This is a genomic window from Streptomyces sp. DSM 40868, assembly GCF_011820545.1.
Lineage (GTDB): Bacteria > Actinomycetota > Actinomycetes > Streptomycetales > Streptomycetaceae > Streptomyces > Streptomyces eurythermus.
Genome location: NZ_CP050504.1, coordinates 6,369,415 through 6,390,021, shown reverse-complemented (window position 1 = coordinate 6,390,021; position 20,607 = coordinate 6,369,415). Strand labels below are relative to the sequence as shown.

The following is a 20,607-nucleotide window of genomic DNA, read 5'->3' as shown; positions in this document are numbered from 1 at the left end:
GTGTCAAGCGGACCCGGACCGTCCCGGCTCAGGGCCACAAGGCCAGCGCGAAGCACGTCGGCACACCGCACAGTGCGAGCCGGCCCGCCCCGAGAGCACGCTCCCCGAGCCGCAGCAGCACGCCGCCCGTCACGCCGACCACCAAGGCCAGAGCACCGAACGACCACACCGGCGCCCAGTCCGCGGACGGCGCGCCGGCGGGCAGGGAGCCGGTGGCCGTCCGGCCCGGCCCCCGCGCCACGAGCAGAACCGCGACCAGCAAGCCCGCCACAGCGTCCGCCAGCAGCCCGCGGCGCCTTGCCGCGAGCGGCCCCGGCACCGGCGCGCGAGCGCCCTACGGCTTTTCCCGCCCGCCAAGGCGGCGGCCGGACCACAGGCGTCGCGCGCGTGTGAGCGCGCCGGGACCGGACGGCGTCCTGCTGCGGTGCCCGTGCACCCGGGGATCGTCCGTGACGGCGTACCGCTTCACGTACGCCCCGAGGAACGCCTGGAGGGTGGCCACCGCCGGGATGGCGATCAGCGCGCCGACCGCGCCCAGCAGCGCGGTGCCGGCGATGACCGAGCCGAAGGCGACCGCCGGGTGGATGTCGACGGTCTTGGCGGTCAGTTTGGGCTGGAGCATGTAGTTCTCGAACTGCTGGTAGATCACGACGAAGCCCAGCACCCACACCGCGTACCAGGGGTCGACGGTGAACGCGATCAGCATCGGCAGCGCGCCCGCGAGATAGGTCCCGATGGTGGGGATGAACTGGGAGACGAGGCCCACCCAGACCCCGAGCACGGGCGCGTACGGCACGCCCATGACCTCCAGCAGGATGTAGTGCGCGATCCCGGAGATGAGCGCCATGAGACCGCGCGAGTAGAGGTAGCCGCCCGTCTTGTCGACGGCGATCTCCCAGGCGCGCAGCACCTCGGCCTGGCGCGCGGGCGGCAGGACGGAGCACAGGGAGCGGCGCAACCGGGGGCCGTCCGCGGCGAAGTAGAACGAGAACAGGCCGACCGTGAGCAGCTGGAAGAGCCCGCCGAGCACCTGGGCGGACACGTCGAGGACGCCGGCCGCGCTGTTCTGCACGTATTTGCGCAGCCAGTCGGAGTGGAGCAGGCCCTCCTGGATGTCCACCCGCTTGAGTTCGGTGTGGAAGGTCTGGTTGGTCCAGTTGATCAGCGAGTCAAGGTACTCCGGGAAGCCCTCGATCATCTTGATGATCTGGCCGGCCAGCATCGAGCCGAGCAGGGTGACGAACCCGGCTATGACGATGGTCAGCCCGAAGAAGACCAGGAAGGTGGCGAGCCCCCTGCGCATGCCACGGGCCGCCATCCGGCTCACCGCCGGCTCGACCGCGAGGGCCAGGAAGAACGCGATCAATATGTTGATCAATAGTCCGGTCAGCTGGTGGAAGGCCCAGCTGCCCAGCTGGAACGCGGCGATCAGCGCGAGCGCGAGCACCATGGCGCGGGGCAGCCAGCGCGGCATCCGGCCGCCCGGCGCGACGGCGCCGGCCAGCGGGGGCCGGGCGGGCGGGATCGTCGCGGCCGGTGCTGCCTGCCGGACGGACGGCTCGCCGTCCTCGGCGGTGGGTGCCAGGGATTCCTCGTCAGTGGGTGCCACTCGCCCAGTCTCACCCACGCCACCGACAACCCGGGCCCGTACGCGGTCCTCGCGACGGATCGGAACCGTACTGTCGATTTTCCGACCGACATCAGCAACAAATCCGGCGTTTCGATGTCTGTGGCACACCCTGTGTCCCTCAGCGGCCCGTCAGCGCCTCTCGCCCGGCACGTCCATGACCGCGCAGACCACGCGCCACACCTCCTTGGCCTCCCAGCCCGCGTCCAGCGCCTCGTTCACCGTGCGTCCACCCAGTTCGGACATCACGTGATCGCGCGCGAAGGTCTCGGCGTACCCCGGACCGAAGTGCTCCGCCATTCGCTGCCAGAAGACCGTCAACCGCATGACTCCAGTATCCCGCCCCCGGGGGGTGGGCCTGCCCCGGAGCGCCTGCCGGGACCGCTTCGCGCCCTACGGTCTGACCCATGGCAGCTTCAGGAGTCTCCCCACTCCCCTCCACGCCCCCGGCGCGCTCCCCGCTCTTCCGCGCCGAACAGTTCATGTGGCTCACCGCGCGCGTGCTGGAGCAGCGTCTCTTCGCCCACCACTTCCTGCACGGCTGCCCGGACGCCGTGGAAACGGCGCTGGACGCCTACCGCAACGAGGACGGCGGGTACGGGCACGCGCTGGAGCCCGATCTGCGCGGGCCCGTCAGCCAGCCCCTGCACACCGCGCGCGCCCTGCGCGTGCTGGACGCCGTCGGGCGCTGCGGCGGGCAGCGGGTGGAGCGCGTGTGCCGCTATCTGACCTCCGTCTCCACCCCGGACGGCGCCCTGCCGGCGGTCCACCCCGGCCAGCGCGGGTATCCGACGGCACCGTTCCTCACGGTCGTCGACAACCCGCCCAGCGAGCTGCTGACCACCGGCCCGGTGGTCGGGCTGCTGCACCGCAACGAGGTGTGGCACGCCTGGCTGTTCCGGGCCACCGACTACTGCTGGCAGGCGGTGGAGACCCTGGAGAAGTCCCACCCCTACGAGGTGCAGGCAGCCGTGGCCTTCCTGGACTCCGCTCCCGACCGTCCGCGCGCCCAGGCAGCCGCCGACCGGCTGGGCCGCCTGGTGCGGGAGCAGCGGCTCGCGGCGCTGGACCCGGACCGTCTCGACGCGTTCCCGGTCGCCGCCGGCTACGCCCCCGGGGAGCACCACTTCCCGCACGACTTCGCCCGGAGCCCGGACTCGCTCGCGCGCGCGTGGTTCACGGACGACGAGATGGCGCGCTCCCTGGACCACCTGGCCGCCGGGCAGCAGGAGGACGGGGGCTGGCCCGTCACCTGGCGGCAGTGGGCCCCGGCGCCCACGCTGGAGGCGCGCCCCGTGGTGACCATCGAGGCCCTGCGCACCCTGCGGGCCTACGGCCGCTTCGTGGGCTGAGCCACCGCCCCGGGCCCCGCCCGCCCCGAAGGGCCGGGCGGGGCGGCTCACCCGCCGATGGCCCGCAGCCCCGCCGTCACCACCACGGCCGCCGCCACGACCAGCAGGAACGGCGCTCGCAGCAGCAGTGCCACGGCCGCGGCGCCGAGCCCCGCGGCCCGGGCGTCCAGCATGAGCGCGTGCCCGTCGGCGAACGTCTGCTGGGCCGTGAGCGCGGCGAGCAGCGCGACCGGCAGCAGGGCGGCCAGCCGCCGCACGTACGGCCGCTCGACGGCGTGCGCGGGGACGAGCAGTCCGGCGAGCTTGACGGCGTAACAGCCGACGGCGGTCCCGATGATCGCGATCCAGATGGTCACCGGCCCTCCTCCGCGCCGCTCGTCCCGCCCATGTCCTGCGGTGCGCGCCGGCCGTCCGGTCCCGGCGGACCGTCCGGCGCGTCCCCGCCGGCCCGGCCGCCGCGCCGGGACTCGGCGACGAGGGCGAGCGGCGCCGCCAGTGCCGCCACCAGCACCGGCACACCGGCCGGCAGCACCGGCAGCAGACCGAGACCCAGCAGGACCGCGAGGGCCGCCACGGCGCGCTCGGTGGCCGTCTTCAGCATCGGCGCGAGCAGGGCCAGGAACACCGCGGGTCCCGCCGCGTCCAGGCCCCACGCGCGCGTGTCCCCGATCGCCTCGGCGCCCAGCGCGCCGAGCAGCGTGGTGAGGTTCCACAGCGCGTACAGGCTGAGCCCGGTGACCGTGAAGCCGATCCGGGCGGCCCGCCGGGTCGGCTGCGCCAAGGTCACCGCCGTGGTCTCGTCGATCACCCACTGGGCGGCCAGCGGCCGTACCGCGCGCGGCAGGGCGAGCAACTGCGACAGCCGCAGCCCGTAGAAGGCGTTGCGCACGCCCAGGAAGAAGGCGCCGGCCGCGGCCGTGAACGGGTTGCCGCCGGCGGCCAGCGCCCCGACGAGGGCGAACTGCGAGGCGCCGGTGAACACCAGGAGGCTGAGCGTGCAGGTCTGGAGCAGCCCGAGTCCGCTGCCGGCCGAGGTCACCCCGAAGGCGAATCCGGACAGGCCCACCGCGACGCCGACCCCCAGGGCGTCCCGTACGACGGCCGCGTCCGGCTTCTTCGTGCCGTCGGCTGTCTGGTCCGTGAGTGCTATGTGCTGTGTCACGTCCGGGACGGTACGGACGACGGCCGATCGGCGTCTTGTACGTTCTTGCGCTCGTCCGGCACACGCCCCCGCCCGCCCGGGTTCACGTGTTCCCGCTGGTACGCGCCCGGGGGCACGCCGACGATCCGGGTGAAGTGCCGGTTGAGGTGGGGCTGGTCGGTGAAGCCGACGGCGACGGCCGCCTCGGCGGGGGCCGTCCCCGCGTCCAGCAGCAGCCGGGCGCGGCGCACCCGTGCGTCGGTCAGCCAGGTGTGCGGCGGCATGCCGTAGGCGTCGCGGAACGCCCGCAGCAGGGCGAACGGGCTGGTCCCCAGGTCCCGGGCCAGCCGCTCCAGGGTCGGCGGCCGGGCCATCCGCTCTTCCAGCACCGCACGCGCGCGCGTGGCGATCAGCGCGCCGGCCGTCCGGGCCCGCCGCTCGGGCAGCGCACCGCCGTTCAGCCGCAGCAGCCTGGTCACGGCGACCCGCAGGAGCGTGTCAGCGGCCAGCGCGTTGCCCTCGTCGGTGGCGCGCAGCACCTGGTGGACCAGACGGGCGGCGTAGGGGTCGTCGAGGACCGGGCTGACGAAGCCGGGCGTGCCCCGCAGGGTGGTGGTCTCGGCGGCGATCTCGGCGACCACGTCGGGCGAGGGGTAGAGCGCGCCGTACCGCCAGCCTTCGGGCACCCCCGCCCGGCCGGTGTGCGGGGTGTCCGGGTTGACCAGCGCGAGCGCGCCCGCGCCCGCGGAGACGTCCGAGCCGCGGTGGTGGAAGACCTCGACGCCGTCGGCTATGGCCGCGATCACGAAGTTCTCGTGGGTGTGCCGGATGAAGTTCTTGCGGATGTAGCGGGCCCGCAGCAGGTCGACACCGGGCAGCTCCGGGTACCGCCAGTGCCGTGCCCGCTCGCTTGAACCCACCATACGCCCATTGTCCCGCCCGGCCCGTCCGCCGCACGCCTCTTTTTCGGCTCCCACGCCCCGCACGCCACCCTCCCCTCCACCCCGTCTTCCCAGGTCACGGCGTTTGTCAGTGGGTGGGTGCACGATGGACGCATGGTCAGCTCCGCACACCGAGCCCTGGACGGCTTCTCCCCCGCGACCCGCGGCTGGTTCACGGGGGCCTTCTCCGCGCCCACCGCCGCCCAGGCGGGCGCGTGGCAGGCCATCCGTGAGGGCTCGGACGTGCTGGTGGTCGCCCCGACCGGCTCGGGCAAGACGCTGGCCGCGTTCCTCGCCGCCCTGGACCAGCTGGCGTCGACGCCGCCCCCGGCCGACCCCAAGAAGCGCTGCCGGGTGTTGTACGTGTCCCCGCTGAAGGCCCTGGCCGTCGACGTGGAGCGCAATCTGCGCAGCCCGCTGACCGGCATCCGCCAGGAGTCGGTGCGGCTGGGCCTGCCCGAGCCGGAGATCAGGGTCGGCATCCGCTCCGGCGACACCCCGGCCGCCGAGCGCCGCGCCCTGTCCACCCGCCCGCCGGACATCCTGATCACCACCCCCGAGTCGCTGTTCCTGATGCTGACCTCGGCCACGCGCGACGCGCTCACGGGCGTGGAGACGGTGATCCTGGACGAGGTGCACGCGGTGGCGGGCACCAAGCGCGGCGCGCATCTCGCGCTCTCCCTGGAGCGGCTGGACGAGCTGCTGCCGAAGCCCGCCCGCCGGATCGGCCTGTCGGCGACCGTGCGCCCGGTGGACGAGGTGGCCCGCTATCTGTCGCCGCGCCGCAAGGTGGAGATCGTCCAGCCGGAGTCCGGCAAGGAGTTCGACCTCTCCGTGGTCGTCCCGGTCGAGGACATGGGCGAGCTGGGGGGTGCCCCGGCCGCCGACGCCGGCGAGGGCGGGGAGCGGCCGTCGATCTGGCCGCATGTGGAGGAGCGGATCGCCGACCTGGTGCAGGCCCACCGGTCCACGATCGTCTTCGCCAACTCCCGCCGCCTGGCGGAGCGGCTGTGCAACCGGCTCAACGAGATCGCGTACGAACGGGCGACCGGCGAGCCCCTGGGCGAGCATCACGCCCCCGCCCAGCTGATGGGCGGCTCGGGCGCGGCCCAGGGCGCGCCGCCGGTGATCGCCCGCGCGCACCACGGTTCGGTCTCCAAGGAGCAGCGCGCCCTGGTCGAGGAGGACCTGAAGGCCGGCCGGCTGCCCGCGGTGGTGGCCACCTCCAGCCTGGAACTGGGCATCGACATGGGTGCCGTCGACCTCGTGGTGCAGGTCGAGTCCCCGCCGTCGGTCGCCTCCGGCCTCCAGCGGGTGGGCCGCGCGGGCCACCAGGTCGGTGCCGTCTCGACCGGTGTCGTCTTCCCGAAGTACCGGGGCGACCTGGTCCAGGCGGCCGTGGTCACCGAGCGGATGCGCTCGGGCGCCATCGAGTCGCTGAAGGTTCCCGCGAACCCGCTGGACGTGCTCGCGCAGCAACTGGTGGCCATGACGGCGCTGGACACCTGGCAGTTCGACGACCTGCTGGCGGTGGTCCGCCGAGCGGCCCCGTTCGCCTCGCTGCCGGAGTCGGCGTTCACGGCGGTGCTGGACATGCTCGCGGGCCGCTATCCGTCCGACGCGTTCGCGGAACTGCGCCCGCGCGTGGTGTGGGACCGGGTGGCCGGCACGGTCACCGGCCGCCCCGGCGCCCAGCGCCTGGCCGTCACCTCCGGCGGCACGATCCCGGACCGCGGTCTGTTCGGGGTCTTCCTCGCCGGTTCCGACCCCAAGAAGGGTGGCGGCCGGGTCGGCGAGCTGGACGAGGAGATGGTCTATGAGTCCCGGGTGGGCGATGTCTTCACGCTGGGCACGAGTTCCTGGCGGATCGAGGACATCACACGCGACCGGGTCCTGGTCTCGCCCGCGCCGGGCGTGCCGGGCCGGCTGCCCTTCTGGAAGGGCGACCAGCTGGGCCGCCCGCTGGAGCTGGGCCGCGCGGTGGGCGCGTTCCTGCGCGAGGTCGGCTCGCTGCCCCGGGACGACGCGCGGCCGCGGCTGCTGGCGGCCGGCCTGGACGCGTGGGCGGCGGACAACGTGCTGTCGTACCTGAGCGAACAGCGGGAGGCCTGCGGTCACATCCCCGACGACCGCACGATCGTCGTGGAGCGGTTCCGCGACGAGCTGGGTGACTGGCGGGTCGTCGTGCACTCCCCCTTCGGGGCCCAGGTCCACGCCCCCTGGGCGCTCGCCCTCGGCGCCCGGCTGTCCGAGCGGTACGGCATGGACGCGCAGGTCATGCACGCCGACGACGGCATCGTGCTGCGGCTGCCCGACGCCGATCTGCTGGGCCTGGACCTGCTCGACCAGGAGCCGGCGAAGGCGGGCACCGCCTACGACAGCGAGCAGGCCCCGGTCGGCGCGGCGGACGTCGCCTTCGACAAGGGCGAGGTCGACCAGATCGTCACCGACCAGGTCGGCGGCTCGGCGCTGTTCGCCTCCCGGTTCCGGGAGTGCGCCGCCCGCGCGCTGCTGCTGCCCCGCCGCAACCCCGGCAAGCGCACCCCGCTGTGGCAGCAGCGCCAGCGCGCCGCCCAGCTGCTCCAGGTGGCGAGCGAGTTCGGCTCGTTCCCGATCGTCCTGGAGGCCGTCCGTGAATGTCTCCAGGACGTCTTCGACGTGCCCGGGCTGGTCGAGCTGATGGGCGACATCGAGTCCCGCAAGGTGCGCCTGGTCGAGGTCACCACCCCCGAGCCGTCCCCGTTCGCCCGCTCCCTGCTCTTCGGGTACGTCGCCCAGTTCCTGTACGAGGGCGACTCCCCGCTGGCCGAGCGCCGCGCCGCCGCGCTGTCCCTGGACTCGCGGCTGCTGGCCGAGCTGCTGGGCCAGGCGGAGCTGCGCGAACTGCTCGACGCCGACGTGCTCACCGAGCTGGAGCGGGAGCTGCAGTGGCTCACCGAGGACCGCCGGATCAAGGACGTCGAGGGCGTCGCCGACGTGCTCCGGCTGCTCGGCCCGCTGACCGACGCGGAGCTGGTGGAGCGGGGTGCGGACCCGGAGTGGGCGCGGGAGCTGGCCGGGGCGCGCCGGGCCATCAAGGTGCGGATCGCGGGCGCCGACCACTGGGCGGCCGTGGAGGACGCGGGCCGGCTGCGCGACGCGCTCGGCACGGCGCTGCCGGTCGGTGTCCCGGAGGCGTTCACCGAGCCGGTCAAGGACCCGCTGGGTGACCTCCTCGCGCGCTATGCCCGTACGCACGGCCCGTTCACCTCGGCCACCGCGGCGGCCCGCTTCGGGCTCGGCGTCGCGGTCACCGAGGGCGCGCTGCAGCGGCTGGCCGCGGCCGGCCGGGTCGTCCAGGGCGAGTTCCATCCGGCCGGCATCGGCCAGGAGTGGTGCGACGCGGCCGTACTGCGCCGGTTGCGCCGCCGCTCGCTGGCGGCCCTGCGGCACGAGCTGGAGCCGGTGCCGCCCGCCGCGCTCGCCCAGTTCCTGCCGCAGTGGCAGCACATCGGCAGGGGCCACGAACTGCGCGGGGTCGACGGCCTGGTGCGGGCCATCGAGCAGATGCAGGGCGCCTCCGTGCCCGCCTCCGCGCTGGAGAAGCTGGTCCTCCCCTCCCGCGTGGCGGGTTACACGCCCTCGATGCTCGACGAGCTGACCGCCGCGGGCGAGGTGGTGTGGGCCGGTGCGGGCGCCCTGCCCGGCAAGGACGGCTGGGTCTCGCTGTATCTGGCGGACGCGGCCCCGCTGCTGCTCCCGGCACCGCATCCGCTGGAGCCGACCGCGCTCCACCAGTCCGTGCTGGACGCCCTCTCCGGCGGGTACGGCCTGTTCTTCCGGCAGATCGCCGATCAGGTCCGCGCCACCACCCACCCGGAGGTCACCGATCCGCAGCTGGCCGACGCCCTGTGGGATCTCGCCTGGTCCGGCCGGCTCACCAACGACACCCTCGCCCCGATGCGCGCCCTGCTGGGCTCGGGTCGTACGGCGGGCTCGACCGCGCACCGCGCCAAGCGCGCCGTACCGCGCGGCCGCTACGGCTCCCTGACGGCCGCCGCGCGCACGGCCTCCCGCAGCGGCCCGCCGACCGTGGCAGGCCGCTGGTCGTTGCTGCCGGCGGCCGAGCCGGACGCCACCGTGCGCGCGCACGCGCTGGCTCGTACGCTCCTGGACCGGCACGGCGTCGTCACCCGGGGCGCGGTCGCCGCGGAGGGCGTGGAGGGCGGCTTCTCCGCGGTGTACCGGGTGCTGTCGGTGTTCGAGGAGAGCGGCCAGGCCCGGCGCGGTTACGTGGTGGAGGGACTGGGCGCGGCCCAGTTCGCGATGGACGGCGCGGTGGACCGCCTGCGCGCGGTGGCGAACGCCCGCGAGCGCACCGAGGGCCTGCCCGCCCCGGCCGGCCGGTACGGCTTCGACACCCCGGGCACGGCGAACGGCTTCGGCACGGGAACCTCGAACGGTTTCGGCCGCCCGGACCCGGCGAACGCCTTCGGCTTCCCAGGCGCCGCGAACGGCATCGCCGGGCAGGGCTTCCCGGACCCGTTCGACGGCCCCCGGGGACCCCAGGGCGCCCGAGGAGCCGACGCGACCCACCGCTCCGACGGCGGCCCGCACGACCATGCCACCGCCCCCGGCCCCTTCGACGCGGCCGACGGCGGCTTCACCCACCCCGGTCCGGACGGCGACTTCACCTGGCCGCCGGACGACCCCACCGACGCCGACGGCGACCCGTTCTCCTCCCCCGGCCCCGCCGACCCGTTCGCCTCCCCCGGCTACGGCGGCCCCCGTGGCGGCAGCCCCGCCTTCGGCCCGGGCAGCTCGCCCGGCGCGGCCCCGCACCGCGCCCGCGGTGGCTACGGCCACGGCCGTACGGGCACCGCTCCCGGCTCCCGCGCCGTGGTCCTCGCCGCGGCCGACCCCGCGAACGCCTACGGCTCCGCGCTGCCCTGGCCGGAGCCGCCGAGCGGCGCCGGGCACAAGCCGGGCCGGAAGGCGGGTGCGCTGGTGGTGCTGGTGGACGGCGAGCTGACGCTCTACATGGAGCGCGGTGGCAAGACGCTGCTGGCCTGGCCCGCCGCCCCGGACACCGCCGCGACGGACGACCCCCGCCTGCGCGCGGCCGCCGAGGCGCTGGCCACGGCGGCCCGCGCGGGCTCGGTCGGCACGGTCACGGTGGAGCGGATCAACGGCACCCAGGCCCTGACGTCCCCCATAGGCGCCCTCCTGGAGTCGGCCGGGTTCGTGGCGACACCGCGCGGCCTGCGCCTGAGACCGTGAGGCCGCCCCGGCCCCACGACGGCACCCGCGCCCCCTGACACCCACGTGGCAGGCTTGAGGCATGCCCGAAGGTGACACGGTCTGGCAGGCCGCGCGGCGGCTGCACGAGGCCCTCGCGGGCAAGGTGCTGACCCGCAGCGATTTCCGCGTGCCCAAGTACGCGACGGTCGACCTGGCCGGCCGCGCGGTGCTGAACACCATCCCGCGCGGCAAGCACCTGCTGACCCGCTTCGAGGACGGCCTGACCCTGCACACCCATCTGCGGATGGAGGGCGCGTGGAAGGTGTTCGGCGCGGGCGAGCGCTGGCGGGGCGGGCCGGCCCACCAGATCCGCGCCGTCCTGTCCACCGCCGACCGCGCGGCCGTCGGCTACCGCCTCCAGGTCCTGGAGCTGCTGCGCACGGCCGACGAGGAGCGGGTCGTCGGCCACCTCGGCCCCGACCTGCTCGGCCCGGACTGGGACCCCGAGCGCGCCCTGGCCAACCTCCTGGCGGATCCCGCCCGGCCGCTCGGCGAGGCCCTGCTGGACCAGCGCAATCTGGCCGGCATCGGCAACGTCTACAAGAGCGAGCTGTGCTTCCTGCTCGGTGTGACCCCGTGGCTGCCCGTCGGCGCGCTCCCCGCCGACCGCGCCGAGAAGCTGCCCGGCCTGGCCAAGCGGCTGCTGGAGGCGAACCGCGACCGCCCGGTCCGGCAGACGACCGGCGTGCACCGGCACGACCTGTTCGTCTACGGCCGCGCGCCCCGGCCGTGCCTGCGCTGTCACACCTCCGTCCGGGTGGCCGACCAGGGCGACGGCTCCCAGGAACGCCCCACCTACTGGTGCCCCACCTGCCAGCCGGGTCCCGCCCCGGCCCCCGGCTCCCCACAGCGCTGGCGGGAGAAGTACCCCCGCCGCCCTCGCACCCCCTGAGCGGCCCGACCAATTGGCGCTCCGTCAGAAGTGCTCGCACCGTCCCCGTCATGGCCCTCAGCGCGTACGACCTCTCCGGACGCACCGCCTTCGTCACCGGAGCCGGCAGCGGCAGCGGCAGCGGCCGAGCCTGTGCCGCGATGCTCGCCGAGGCGGGCGCGAGGGGGCCGCGTTCACGACGGGTCAGATACTTCGCCCGACCGGGGGCGTGACGATGCCCTGGTGACGTCCCCGGCCCGCCAGGCGGCCTGCCAGCGTCCCGCCGGTACGGCCCCGGTCGCACGCGCCTTGGGCACGCAGTGCACGGGCAGCAGGCTAAGCCCCCAGCCGCCGGCCGCGACGGCCGCTTCCAGCACGCCCGAGTCCTCCCCCGCGGCCAGCCGCAGCACGGCCCACCACCACAGCGCCCCGAGCCCGAGCGCGGCCCCCCGGCGCACTATGCGTCCTGCCATGCCCGCCATCACCTCCAGCCGGACGCTAGACCGTCGCCCGCCCCGCGCGGGAGGCGCACCACGGGCTCACCGATGCACCACCGGACCACTCGGCACCGGGGAGCCGCGCAATGCCCGGGCCGCCCCCGCTAGGCGTTCTCCGCCTGGAACATCCAGTGGTGCTTCTCGAGATCCGCGGTGATCGCGATGAGGAGGTCCTGGGAGACCGGGTCGGGCGCCTCGGTCGCGGTCACCCGTTCCCGCATCCGGGTGATCACCGAGCCCAGCGCTTCCACCATCGCCGAGACCGCGTCCGTGTCCTTGATCCAGCCGGCCGGAGCCGTCTTGATGCCGCTGCCGGAGGCCACCGTGGCGGCGCGGCCGTCGGGCGGTACGCCCAGCGCCGACGCCCGCTCGGCGACCGTGTCGGAGTGGGCGCGGGCGGAGGCGACTACCTCGTCCAGCTGGAGGTGGATGGAGCGGAACCGGGGGCCGACGATGTTCCAGTGGATCTGCTTACTGGTCAGCGCGAGGTCCACCAGGTCCATCAGGGCGCCCTGGAGCGCCTCGGACACGACCTTCAGGTCCGCGTCGGCCAACGGGCTCTTCACGACGTACATCCGCTTCCTCCGGTGCTTGGGCGCCGCCACGTCCCTCCCACGATGACTGCACGACCCAACCCCGGCAAACGGGATCTACCGGTAGAAAAGCCGCCATGGGCAGACAAGAAGCCCCGGCCGGGCTGTCCGGAGGGATCCGGGGAGGCCCGGCCGGGGCCTCGTTCGTTCAGGGGTTGTCAGGCCGCGCGCGGACCTCAGGCCGCGACCACGTCCGCGGGCGCCTTGATGGTCACCCGTTCCGGTGGCACACCGGTCACCGACACGGAGCCCAGCATCGGCCGGACCGGCGTGGGCACAGGCTCGGTGGCGCGGGCGGACTGGGCCAGTTCGGCGAGCGCCAGCTCGTCGCTCACTTCCCGCATGAGTTCCGACATCCGTACGTCCAGCGCGTCGCAGATGGCGGCGAGCAGCTCGGAGGAAGCCTCCTTCTGCCCCCGCTCCACCTCGGAGAGATAGCCGAGTGAGACTCGGGCGGACGAGGAGACTTCGCGCAGAGTACGGCCCTGGCGTTGGCGCTGCCGACGCAGCACGTCACCCAGCAGGCGACGGAGCAGAATCATCGGTGGCTCCCTCCTCGGACCGCGTAGCCGCATCCTTCTCGCCCCACCGTACCGCCTTGCGCCGCGGCCGTGCGGGGAGCGATGTCGTGTTCACTCAGGGCTGCAAACATCAAAACCCCCCGTTCCGTTCCGTATCCTGTGCCCGCTCATTCCCAGTCTGTTCGCCCGCAAGCTGCTCCAGCAGCACTGCGAGTACGCTCCGTACACTCTCCATACGAATTTCCGCACGGCCGCCGTTCAACCGCAGCGCCCGGACTTTTCCGCCACCGGCAGAACCGGACCGGCCGGTGAGGGGCCCGTCCACGGCCACGAAGACCGTCCCGACGGGCTTGCCGTCCTGCGGATCGGGGCCTGCCACTCCGGTGGTCGCGATGCCCCAGTCGGCACCGAGAAGCGTCCGGACTCCGGCCGCCATCTGCCCCGCGACCTGGGGATCCACCGCACCTCGCTGGGCCAGCAGGGAGCCGTCGACCCCGAGCAGTCCGTGCTTGAGCTCGGTGGCGTACGCGGTGACCGAGCCCCGGAACACCCGGGACGCCCCGGGTACCCCGGTGATCTCCGCCGCCACCAGGCCACCGGTCAGCGACTCGGCGACGGCAAGGGTCTCGCCCCTTACGGTCAGTAGTCGCACCAGTTCGGTGGCCTGGGAGCTCACGCGTCCTTCTCCTCCAACGCCGCCGCGCGCTCGGCGATTCCCCGCCGGCGCAGCACAATGGCTTGTCTTACGTAGTCGAGGCCCGTCAGGACCGTGAGGACGACCGCCGCGGCCATCACCCAGTACCGCAGGGTGGCCAGCCACCCCGTCAACGCCAGGACGTACATGCCCACGGCCACGCCCTGGGTGAGGGTCTTCAGCTTGCCGCCGCGGCTGGCGGGGATCACGCCGTAGCGAATGACCAGAAAACGCAGCAGGGTGATGCCGAGTTCCCGGCCGAGGATGACGGCCGTCACCCACCAGGGCAGGTCGCCCAGGGCCGACAGACAGATGAGCGCCGCCCCCATGATCGCCTTGTCGGCGATGGGGTCGGCGATCTTCCCGAAGTCGGTGACCAGGTTGTACGTGCGCGCCAGATGCCCGTCGAACAGGTCGGTGATCATGGCGATGGCGAAGGCGGCCCAGGCCAGCGAGCGCCAGGCCGGGTCGTAGCCGCCGTCCGCGAGCATCAGCGCCACGAAGCCGGGCACCAGCAGCAGCCGCAGCATGGTCAGCAGATTGGCGACGTTCCAGACACTGGCCTGGTTGACGGCCGCAGCCGTGATCTTGCCGCCACGGGCGGCCTTGCCGCCCTCGTCGGCGGGACCTGAAGCAGAACCGGAGACCTCGGACCGGGCGCCGTCGGCAGCGGCGGCGGTGCCCCGGGCGCGGTGCGCGCCGGAGGAGCCGCCCGCGGCGGATGCCGGGACTCCGGTCATCTGCCCGCCTCCTCACTACACGCGAGCGAGCCGGCCAGCGGCTCGGCCACCAGGTCGACACCTTCCGTACCGACCACCTTCGCCTCGACCATACGTCCGACGGTCAGGCCCTCGCCGCTCGTGAGCAGCACCTGGCCGTCGGTCTCCGGCGCCTGGTGCGCGGCACGGCCATAGACGCCCTCCTCCTCGTCCACCGACTCCACCAGGACCCGCACGGTCTCGCCGACGCGCTCCTCGGCACGCTGCGAGACCAGTTCCTCGGCCAGCCGGGAGATGTGGGCCAGGCGCTCGGCGACGACGTCCTCGTCCAGCTTGGTGTCGTACGTCGCCGCTTCCGTGCCCTCCTCGTCGGAGTAGCCGAACACGCCGATGGCGTCCAGCCGGGCGCCGTTCAGGAAACGCTCCAGTTCGGCCAGGTCCGACTCGGTCTCGCCGGGGAAGCCGACGATGAAGTTGGAGCGCACGCCGGCCTCGGGGGCCTTGCTCCGGATGGTGTCCAGCAGCTCCAGGAACCGGTCGGTGTCGCCGAAGCGGCGCATGGCGCGCAGCACGTTCGGCGCGGAGTGCTGGAAGGACAGGTCGAAGTACGGGGCGACCTTGGGCGTCGACGTCAGGACGTCGATCAGCCCGGGGCGCATCTCGGCCGGCTGGAGGTAGCTCACCCGGACCCGCTCGATGCCGTCCACCGCGGCCAGCTCCGGCAGCAGGGACTCCAGCAGGCGGATGTCGCCCAGGTCCTTGCCGTAGGAGGTGTTGTTCTCGGAGACCAGCATGATCTCCTTCACGCCCTGCTCGGCCAGCCAGCGGGTCTCGTTCAGGACGTCACTGGGGCGGCGGGAGATGAAGGAGCCGCGGAAGGACGGGATGGCGCAGAAGGAGCAGCGCCGGTCGCAGCCCGAGGCGACCTTGACCGAGGCGACCGGGGAGCCGTCCAGGCGGCGGCGCAGCGGCGCGCGGGGCCCGGAGGCAGGGGCGACGCCCTCCGGCAGGTCGGCCGGGGCGTGGCCGGGCAGTGCGACGGACGCGGCCGATTCCTGTCGCTCGGCCGGGCTGATCGGCAGCAGCTTGCGCCGGTCGCGCGGGGTGTGGGAGGCGTGGATGCCGCCGGACAGGATGGTCTGCAGGCGGTCGGAGATGTTCGTGTAGTCGTCGAAGCCGAGCACGCCGTCGGCCTCGGGCAGCGCCTCGGCGAGTTCCTTGCCGTACCGCTCGGCCATGCAGCCCACCGCCACGACGGCCTGGGTTCTCCCGTGGCCCTTGAGATCGTTGGCCTCCAGCAGGGCGTCGACGGAGTCCTTCTTCGCGGCCTCCACGAAGCCACAGGTGTTGACCACGGCGACGTCGGCGTCCGCGGCGTCGTCCACGAGCTGCCAGCCGTCCGCCTCCAAACGGCCTGCGAGCTCCTCGGAATCCACCTCGTTACGAGCGCAGCCGAGAGTGACGAGTGCGACGGTACGGCGTTCAGGCATGTGCTCAAGACTACTTTGTCTCACCGACAGCCCTCGTCGACGGGGTTGGCCGGGCCCGGCCGACTCCGTCACACCCCGCGGGACGCGGCCCGTCAGCCCGCCACGGGGTCGCCCTTGGTGTAGGTCAGGCGCTCCACCGCGCCGGGCCGGAAGGTGTCCTCGATCTTCTTGCCGTTGACGTACAGCTCGATCGCGCCCGCGTCGCCGAGGATGAGGTTGATCTTGGAGTTGTCCTGGAAGGTCTTCGACTGGCCCTTCTTCAGCAGCCCGTCGAAGAGCATCCGGCCGTTGTGGTCCTTGGCGGAGATCCAGCTGCGTCCGTTGGGCGCGCTGACCTGGACGGTCACCTTGTCCTGAGGGGCGGCGGCGATGGCGCTGTCGGAGGGCTCGCCGGTCGGCTGGGCCGGCTTGTCCTTCTTCGGCGGGACGGAGGCGCTCGTGCCGGCGCTGGACGGGCTGCCCTCGGCGACCTGGGACTTGGAGTCGCCGGAGGCGGAGCCGCCCTTGAACGCGGTGAACCCGACGAACCCGATCACGACGACGATGGCGGCGACCATCGCCGCCGTCCAGTTCGGGCCGCGCCGCTCGGGCCGGATCCGCTCCGCCTCGAACAGCGGTGCGGCGGGGGTGGGCGCGGGACGGCCGCCGTGCTCGGCGTCGTACCGGACGATCAGCGGCTCGGGGTCGAGGTGGACGGCCCTGGCCAGCGTGCGGATGTGCCCACGGGCGTACACGTCGCCGCCGCAGGGGGCGAAGTCGTCCGCCTCGATGGCGCGCACGATGGCGATACGGACCCGAGTGGCGGTGCTGACGTCGTCCACGGTCAGCCCGGCCGCGATCCGCGCCTGCTTCAGGGCGCGGCCCACGGAAGGTCGGGCCTCCTGGGACTCGTCTCGGAACGGACGCTCGTCTTCAGGGGAGTTGCCGAGGGACACGGGGGCGCCTTTCGAGCGTGTAGCCACCTGTGCTGGAAGCTCAGTCTAGGGGGGTGACGAAAGGGTGGGGCAACCGGACGGTATGACTTTGTACGCCAACGGATGGGCACGACATGCCGATGGTCGGACAAGCAGGTACCCCTGGGCGAGGCCCTTACCTGACCTTTCGCTCAACTGGACGTACGACAAACCCAAACGGTTGCCCCATGCCCCCTAACGGGTGGGTCACGGCCGCTCGGCCACCCGGCGCAACCGGGCTGGACCGAACGGCCCTTCGCGTCACCCCTCGGTCTCCCCGCGGATCATCGCGAGCACACCGTCCAGCTCGTCCGGCTTCACCAGGACGTCCCGCGCCTTGGAGCCCTCGCTCGGTCCGACGATGTTGCGGGACTCCATGAGGTCCATCAGCCGCCCCGCCTTGGCGAAGCCGACGCGCAGCTTGCGCTGGAGCATGGACGTCGACCCGAACTGGGTGGAGACGACCAGCTCGGCGGCCTGGCACAGCAGGTCGAGGTCGTCGCCGATGTCCTCGTCGATCTCCTTCTTCTGCTTGGAGCCCACGGTGACGTCGTCCCGGAAGACGGGCGCCATCTGCTCCTTGCAGTGCCGGACGACGGCCGCGACCTCCTCCTCGGTCACGAAGGCGCCCTGCATACGGGTCGGCTTGTTCGCGCCCATCGGCAGGAACAGGCCGTCGCCCTTGCCGATCAGCTTCTCGGCGCCCGGCTGGTCGAGGATGACCCGCGAGTCGGCCAGCGAGGAGGTGGCGAAGGCCAGCCGGGAGGGCACGTTGGCCTTGATCAGACCGGTGACCACGTCGACCGACGGGCGCTGGGTGGCGAGCACCAGATGGATGCCGGCCGCGCGGGCGAGCTGCGTGATGCGCACGATGGCGTCCTCGACGTCCCGCGGGGCGACCATCATCAGGTCGGCCAGCTCGTCCACGATCACCAGCAGGTACGGGTACGGCTGGAGCTCGCGCTCGCTGCCCGGCGGCGGCTCGACCTTGCCCTCGCGCACCGCGCGGTTGAAGTCGTCGATGTGCCGGTAGCCGTAGGCGGCCAGGTCGTCATACCTGAGGTCCATCTCGCGGACCACCCACTGCAGCGCCTCGGCGGCCCGCTTGGGGTTGGTGATGATCGGCGTGATCAGGTGCGGGATGCCCTCGTAGGCGGTCAGCTCCACGCGCTTGGGGTCGACCAGGATCATCCGGACGTCCTCCGGGGTCGCCCGCATCATCACCGAGGTGATCAGGCAGTTGATGCAGGACGACTTGCCGGAGCCGGTGGCGCCGGCGACCAGCATGTGCGGCATCTTCGCCAGCGAGTGCATGACGTACCCGCCCTCGACGTCCTTGCCGAAGGCCACCAGCATCGGGTCGTCGTCCTCGGCGGACTCCGCGAGGCGCAGCACGTCGCCGAGGTTCACCATCTCCCGGTCGGTGTTCGGGATCTCGATGCCCACCGCGGACTTGCCGGGGATGGGGCTGATGATCCGCACGTCCGGGCTGGCCACCGCATAGGCGATGTTCTTGGTCAGCGCGGTGATCCGCTCGACCTTCACGGCGGGGCCCAGTTCCACCTCGTAGCGGGTGACCGTCGGACCGCGGGTGAAGCCGGTGACGGCCGCGTCGACCTTGAACTCGGTGAAGACCTGGGTGAGCGAGGCGACGACCGCGTCGTTGGCCGCGCTGCGCGCCTTGCCGGGGCCGCCCCGCCGGAGCAGGTCCAGTGAGGGCAGCGCGTAGGTGATGTCCCCCGACAGCTGGAGCTGCTCCGCGCGCGCGGGCAGGTCACGGGGGGCCTCGGGGGCCTTCTTGGTCAGGTCGGGTACGGGCTTGGTGAGGTCGGGTACGGCCGCGGGCTCGGGCTTCTGCTGCTTCGGGCGGGCGGCGGGCACCGGCGCCGGCGCGGGTACGGGGGCAGGAGCGGGCACCGGGGTGGTGTCCTCGCGCTCGCCCGCGCTCACCCCCTGGGTGAGGTCGGCGACCAGCGGGGAGGGCGGCATGCCGTGCAGCACGGCGCCGTCCAGCGCGGCGGCGGCCGCCGCGGCCACGTCCACCGCGTCCGGGTGCCGCTGCGGATCCGGCTGGGGCACGGCGGAGCGCCTGGGGCGCCCGCGGCGCTGCGCCAGGGCCGCGGCCTCGGCGCCCTCGGGGTCGTACGCCCGGGGAGCGCCGGAGCGCCTGCGCGGGCGCGCGGGCGCCGCCTCCCGCCACTGCTCCTCGTACGCCTCCTCCTCGGCGGCGAACCGGTCCGCCTCGTGGTCGTGCAGCACGCCCAGCACCACGCCGAGCCGCCGCAGCCGCTGCGGGATGGCGTTGACCGGGGTCGCGGTCACCACGAGCAGCCCGAAGATCGTCAGCAGCACCAGCAGGGGTACGGCGAGCACCTCGGTCATGGCGTACGTCAGCGGGGTGGCCGCCGCCCAGCCGATGAGGCCGCCGGCGTCCCTTATGCCCTGCATGCCGGCGCTGCGCGCGGGCGAGCCGCAGGCGACGTGGACCTGGCCGAGCACGCCGACGACGAGCGCTGACAGGCCGATCACGATCCGTCCGTTGGCCTCCGGCTTCTCCGGGTGCCGGATGAACCGTACGGCGACCACCGCGAGCAGTATCGGCACCAGCAGGTCGAGCCGGCCGAAGGCACCGGTGACCAGGATCTCCACCAGGTCGCCGACCGGCCCGCGCAGGTCCGCCCAGGTGCCCGCGGCGACGATCAGCGCGATGCCGAGCAGCAGCAGCGCGACGCCGTCCTTGCGGTGGGCCGGGTCGAGGTTCCTCGCGCCCTGCCCTATGCCACGGAAGACGGCGCCGACGGCGTGCGCGAGGCCCAGCCAGAGGGCGCGCACCACCCGGTAGACGCCCCCGGTGGGGCTGGGCGCCGGCCTCGGCGGCGCGGCCTTCCTCGCCACGGCCTTCCTGGCGGGCGCCTTCTTGGCCGGGACCTTCTTCGCGGCGGCCTTCTTCGCCGGAGCCTTCGCGGGAGCAGCGGCCTTCTTGGCGGGCTGCTTCTTGGCTGCGGAGGGACGTGAGGCCATGGGTGTGAGGTTACCGGGGGAGACGACGGCGGACACGTGTGCCCACAGCTTCACCCGTTCGTGTCGTGCCTGCCGGGGAGCGAAATTGACGCACACTCATCCGCATCCGCGGAACGGGCTAGGTCAGTTCTGCGACGGCACCGAGGCACCGCTGCCGCCCGTGCCCGGCTCCAGCGCGTCCAGGGCACGGCGCAACCCGGTGAGTTTGCGCTCCAGATGGGCCGCCGTCGCCACCGCCGCCGCGTCCGCGGAGTCGTCGTCCAGCTGCTTGGACAGCGCCTCCGCCTGCTCCTCGACGGCCGCGAGCCGCGCGGACAGCTCCGCGAGCAGCCCGGCCGACTCCTTGCCGGCCACCCCGCCCTTGCCGCCGCCCTCCAACTGCAGCCGCAGCAGCGCCGCCTGCTCCCGCAGCTGGCAGTTCTTCATGTACAGCTCGACGAACACCGAGACCTTCGCGCGCAGCACCCACGGGTCGAACGGCTTGGAGATGTAGTCCACCGCGCCCGCCGCGTAGCCCCGGAAGGTGTGATGCGGACCGTGGTTGATGGCCGTGAGGAAGATGATCGGGATGTCCCGCGTCCGCTCCCGCCGCTTGATGTGCGCGGCCGTCTCGAAACCGTCCATGCCCGGCATCTGGACATCCAGCAGGATGACCGCGAAATCGTCCGTGAGCAGTGCCTTGAGCGCTTCCTCCCCGGACGATGCCCGCACCAGTGTCTGATCGAGCGCCGAGAGGATCGCCTCCAGCGCCAGCAGATTCTCCGGCCGGTCATCGACCAGGAGGATCTTGGCCTTCTGCACCATGGCCCGCCCTCCTCGCCCCGGCGGTACACCGGGCGCCGCCCCAGGGGACGACTCCCTTTCGCCGCCCGTCCTTGTGCCGGTCATCGTAGCCGCACCCCGCCTG

Annotated in this window: 18 protein-coding genes; 3 read left to right on the top strand and 15 right to left on the bottom strand. The window is 73.4% G+C overall.

Annotated features, from left to right (window positions below; genetic code table 11):
• Positions 1–28 precede the first annotated feature (28 nt).
• From HB370_RS29120 to HB370_RS29110, 3 genes are all read right to left on the bottom strand, one after another.
• Positions 29–271 (bottom strand): inner-membrane translocator, encoded by a 243-nt coding sequence (locus tag HB370_RS29120; protein ID WP_244405667.1) that lies wholly within the window; start codon positions 269–271, stop codon positions 29–31.
• 63 nt (positions 272–334) lie between these two features.
• On the bottom strand, positions 335–1,585 hold the full coding sequence (locus HB370_RS29115) for an AI-2E family transporter (protein WP_208974537.1): 1,251 nt from the start codon (positions 1,583–1,585) through the stop codon (positions 335–337).
• Between the two features lie 174 nt (positions 1,586–1,759).
• Positions 1,760–1,954, bottom strand: a complete 195-nt coding sequence (locus tag HB370_RS29110) for a DUF3046 domain-containing protein (RefSeq protein ID WP_030785569.1) — start codon at positions 1,952–1,954, stop codon at positions 1,760–1,762.
• An 80-nt stretch (positions 1,955–2,034) separates the two neighbouring features.
• On the opposite strand from HB370_RS29110, the gene HB370_RS29105 reads away from it, so the two are divergent.
• Complete coding sequence (locus HB370_RS29105) at positions 2,035–2,979, top strand: hypothetical protein (protein ID WP_030785574.1); 945 nt, start codon at positions 2,035–2,037, stop codon at positions 2,977–2,979.
• A 47-nt stretch (positions 2,980–3,026) separates the two neighbouring features.
• Here HB370_RS29105 and HB370_RS29100 read toward each other — a convergent pair whose 3' ends face one another.
• From HB370_RS29100 to HB370_RS29090, 3 genes are read right to left on the bottom strand one after another with little or no spacing between them, the layout of a single operon-like run.
• Positions 3,027–3,335 (bottom strand): AzlD domain-containing protein, encoded by a 309-nt coding sequence (locus tag HB370_RS29100; RefSeq protein ID WP_030785577.1) that lies wholly within the window; start codon positions 3,333–3,335, stop codon positions 3,027–3,029.
• Positions 3,332–4,141 carry an AzlC family ABC transporter permease gene (locus tag HB370_RS29095; RefSeq protein WP_078637584.1) on the bottom strand — a complete coding sequence of 270 codons (810 nt, stop codon included), beginning with the start codon at positions 4,139–4,141 and terminating at the stop codon, positions 3,332–3,334. The genes HB370_RS29100 and HB370_RS29095 overlap by 4 nt, the downstream gene beginning before the upstream one ends.
• Positions 4,138–5,043, bottom strand: a complete 906-nt coding sequence (locus HB370_RS29090; RefSeq protein ID WP_030785583.1) for an AraC family transcriptional regulator — start codon at positions 5,041–5,043, stop codon at positions 4,138–4,140. Before HB370_RS29090 ends, HB370_RS29095 begins: the two co-directional genes overlap by 4 nt.
• Positions 5,044–5,175: 132 nt before the next feature.
• On the opposite strand from HB370_RS29090, the gene HB370_RS29085 reads away from it, so the two are divergent.
• Both HB370_RS29085 and HB370_RS29080 read left to right on the top strand, forming a co-directional pair.
• Positions 5,176–10,320, top strand: coding sequence for an ATP-dependent helicase (locus HB370_RS29085; RefSeq protein ID WP_030785585.1), 5,145 nt, complete (start codon positions 5,176–5,178; stop codon positions 10,318–10,320).
• A gap of 61 nt (positions 10,321–10,381) precedes the next feature.
• Complete coding sequence (locus HB370_RS29080; RefSeq protein ID WP_030785587.1) at positions 10,382–11,233, top strand: DNA-formamidopyrimidine glycosylase family protein; 852 nt, start codon at positions 10,382–10,384, stop codon at positions 11,231–11,233.
• 173 nt (positions 11,234–11,406) lie between these two features.
• Here the strand turns inward: HB370_RS29080 and HB370_RS29075 are convergent, their stop codons facing one another.
• The 9 genes from HB370_RS29075 to HB370_RS29035 form a co-directional block, all read right to left on the bottom strand.
• Positions 11,407–11,685 carry a hypothetical protein gene (locus HB370_RS29075; RefSeq protein ID WP_030785589.1) on the bottom strand — a complete coding sequence of 93 codons (279 nt, stop codon included), beginning with the start codon at positions 11,683–11,685 and terminating at the stop codon, positions 11,407–11,409.
• Between the two features lie 128 nt (positions 11,686–11,813).
• Positions 11,814–12,284: a DNA starvation/stationary phase protection protein gene (locus tag HB370_RS29070; RefSeq protein WP_030785591.1), complete on the bottom strand. Its 471-nt coding sequence runs from the start codon at positions 12,282–12,284 to the stop codon at positions 11,814–11,816.
• A gap of 194 nt (positions 12,285–12,478) precedes the next feature.
• On the bottom strand, positions 12,479–12,844 hold the full coding sequence (locus tag HB370_RS29065) for a helix-turn-helix transcriptional regulator (protein WP_030608842.1): 366 nt from the start codon (positions 12,842–12,844) through the stop codon (positions 12,479–12,481).
• Between the two features lie 109 nt (positions 12,845–12,953).
• Positions 12,954–13,499 carry a CinA family protein gene (locus HB370_RS29060; RefSeq protein ID WP_030785593.1) on the bottom strand — a complete coding sequence of 182 codons (546 nt, stop codon included), beginning with the start codon at positions 13,497–13,499 and terminating at the stop codon, positions 12,954–12,956.
• Positions 13,496–14,257, bottom strand: coding sequence for a CDP-diacylglycerol--glycerol-3-phosphate 3-phosphatidyltransferase (pgsA, locus tag HB370_RS29055; RefSeq protein WP_030785595.1), 762 nt, complete (start codon positions 14,255–14,257; stop codon positions 13,496–13,498). The genes HB370_RS29060 and pgsA overlap by 4 nt, the downstream gene beginning before the upstream one ends.
• The gene (rimO, locus tag HB370_RS29050) at positions 14,254–15,726 is read right to left on the bottom strand and encodes a 30S ribosomal protein S12 methylthiotransferase RimO (protein WP_078637585.1); all 1,473 of its coding nucleotides are present in this window, start codon (positions 15,724–15,726) and stop codon (positions 14,254–14,256) included. The genes pgsA and rimO overlap by 4 nt, the downstream gene beginning before the upstream one ends.
• Before the next feature lie 92 nt (positions 15,727–15,818).
• Positions 15,819–16,661, bottom strand: coding sequence for a helix-turn-helix domain-containing protein (locus HB370_RS29045; protein WP_030785599.1), 843 nt, complete (start codon positions 16,659–16,661; stop codon positions 15,819–15,821).
• Between the two features lie 279 nt (positions 16,662–16,940).
• The gene (locus tag HB370_RS29040) at positions 16,941–19,700 is read right to left on the bottom strand and encodes a DNA translocase FtsK (protein WP_030785602.1); all 2,760 of its coding nucleotides are present in this window, start codon (positions 19,698–19,700) and stop codon (positions 16,941–16,943) included.
• A gap of 123 nt (positions 19,701–19,823) precedes the next feature.
• On the bottom strand, positions 19,824–20,504 hold the full coding sequence (locus tag HB370_RS29035) for a response regulator (RefSeq protein WP_030785604.1): 681 nt from the start codon (positions 20,502–20,504) through the stop codon (positions 19,824–19,826).
• Positions 20,505–20,607 lie beyond the last annotated feature (103 nt).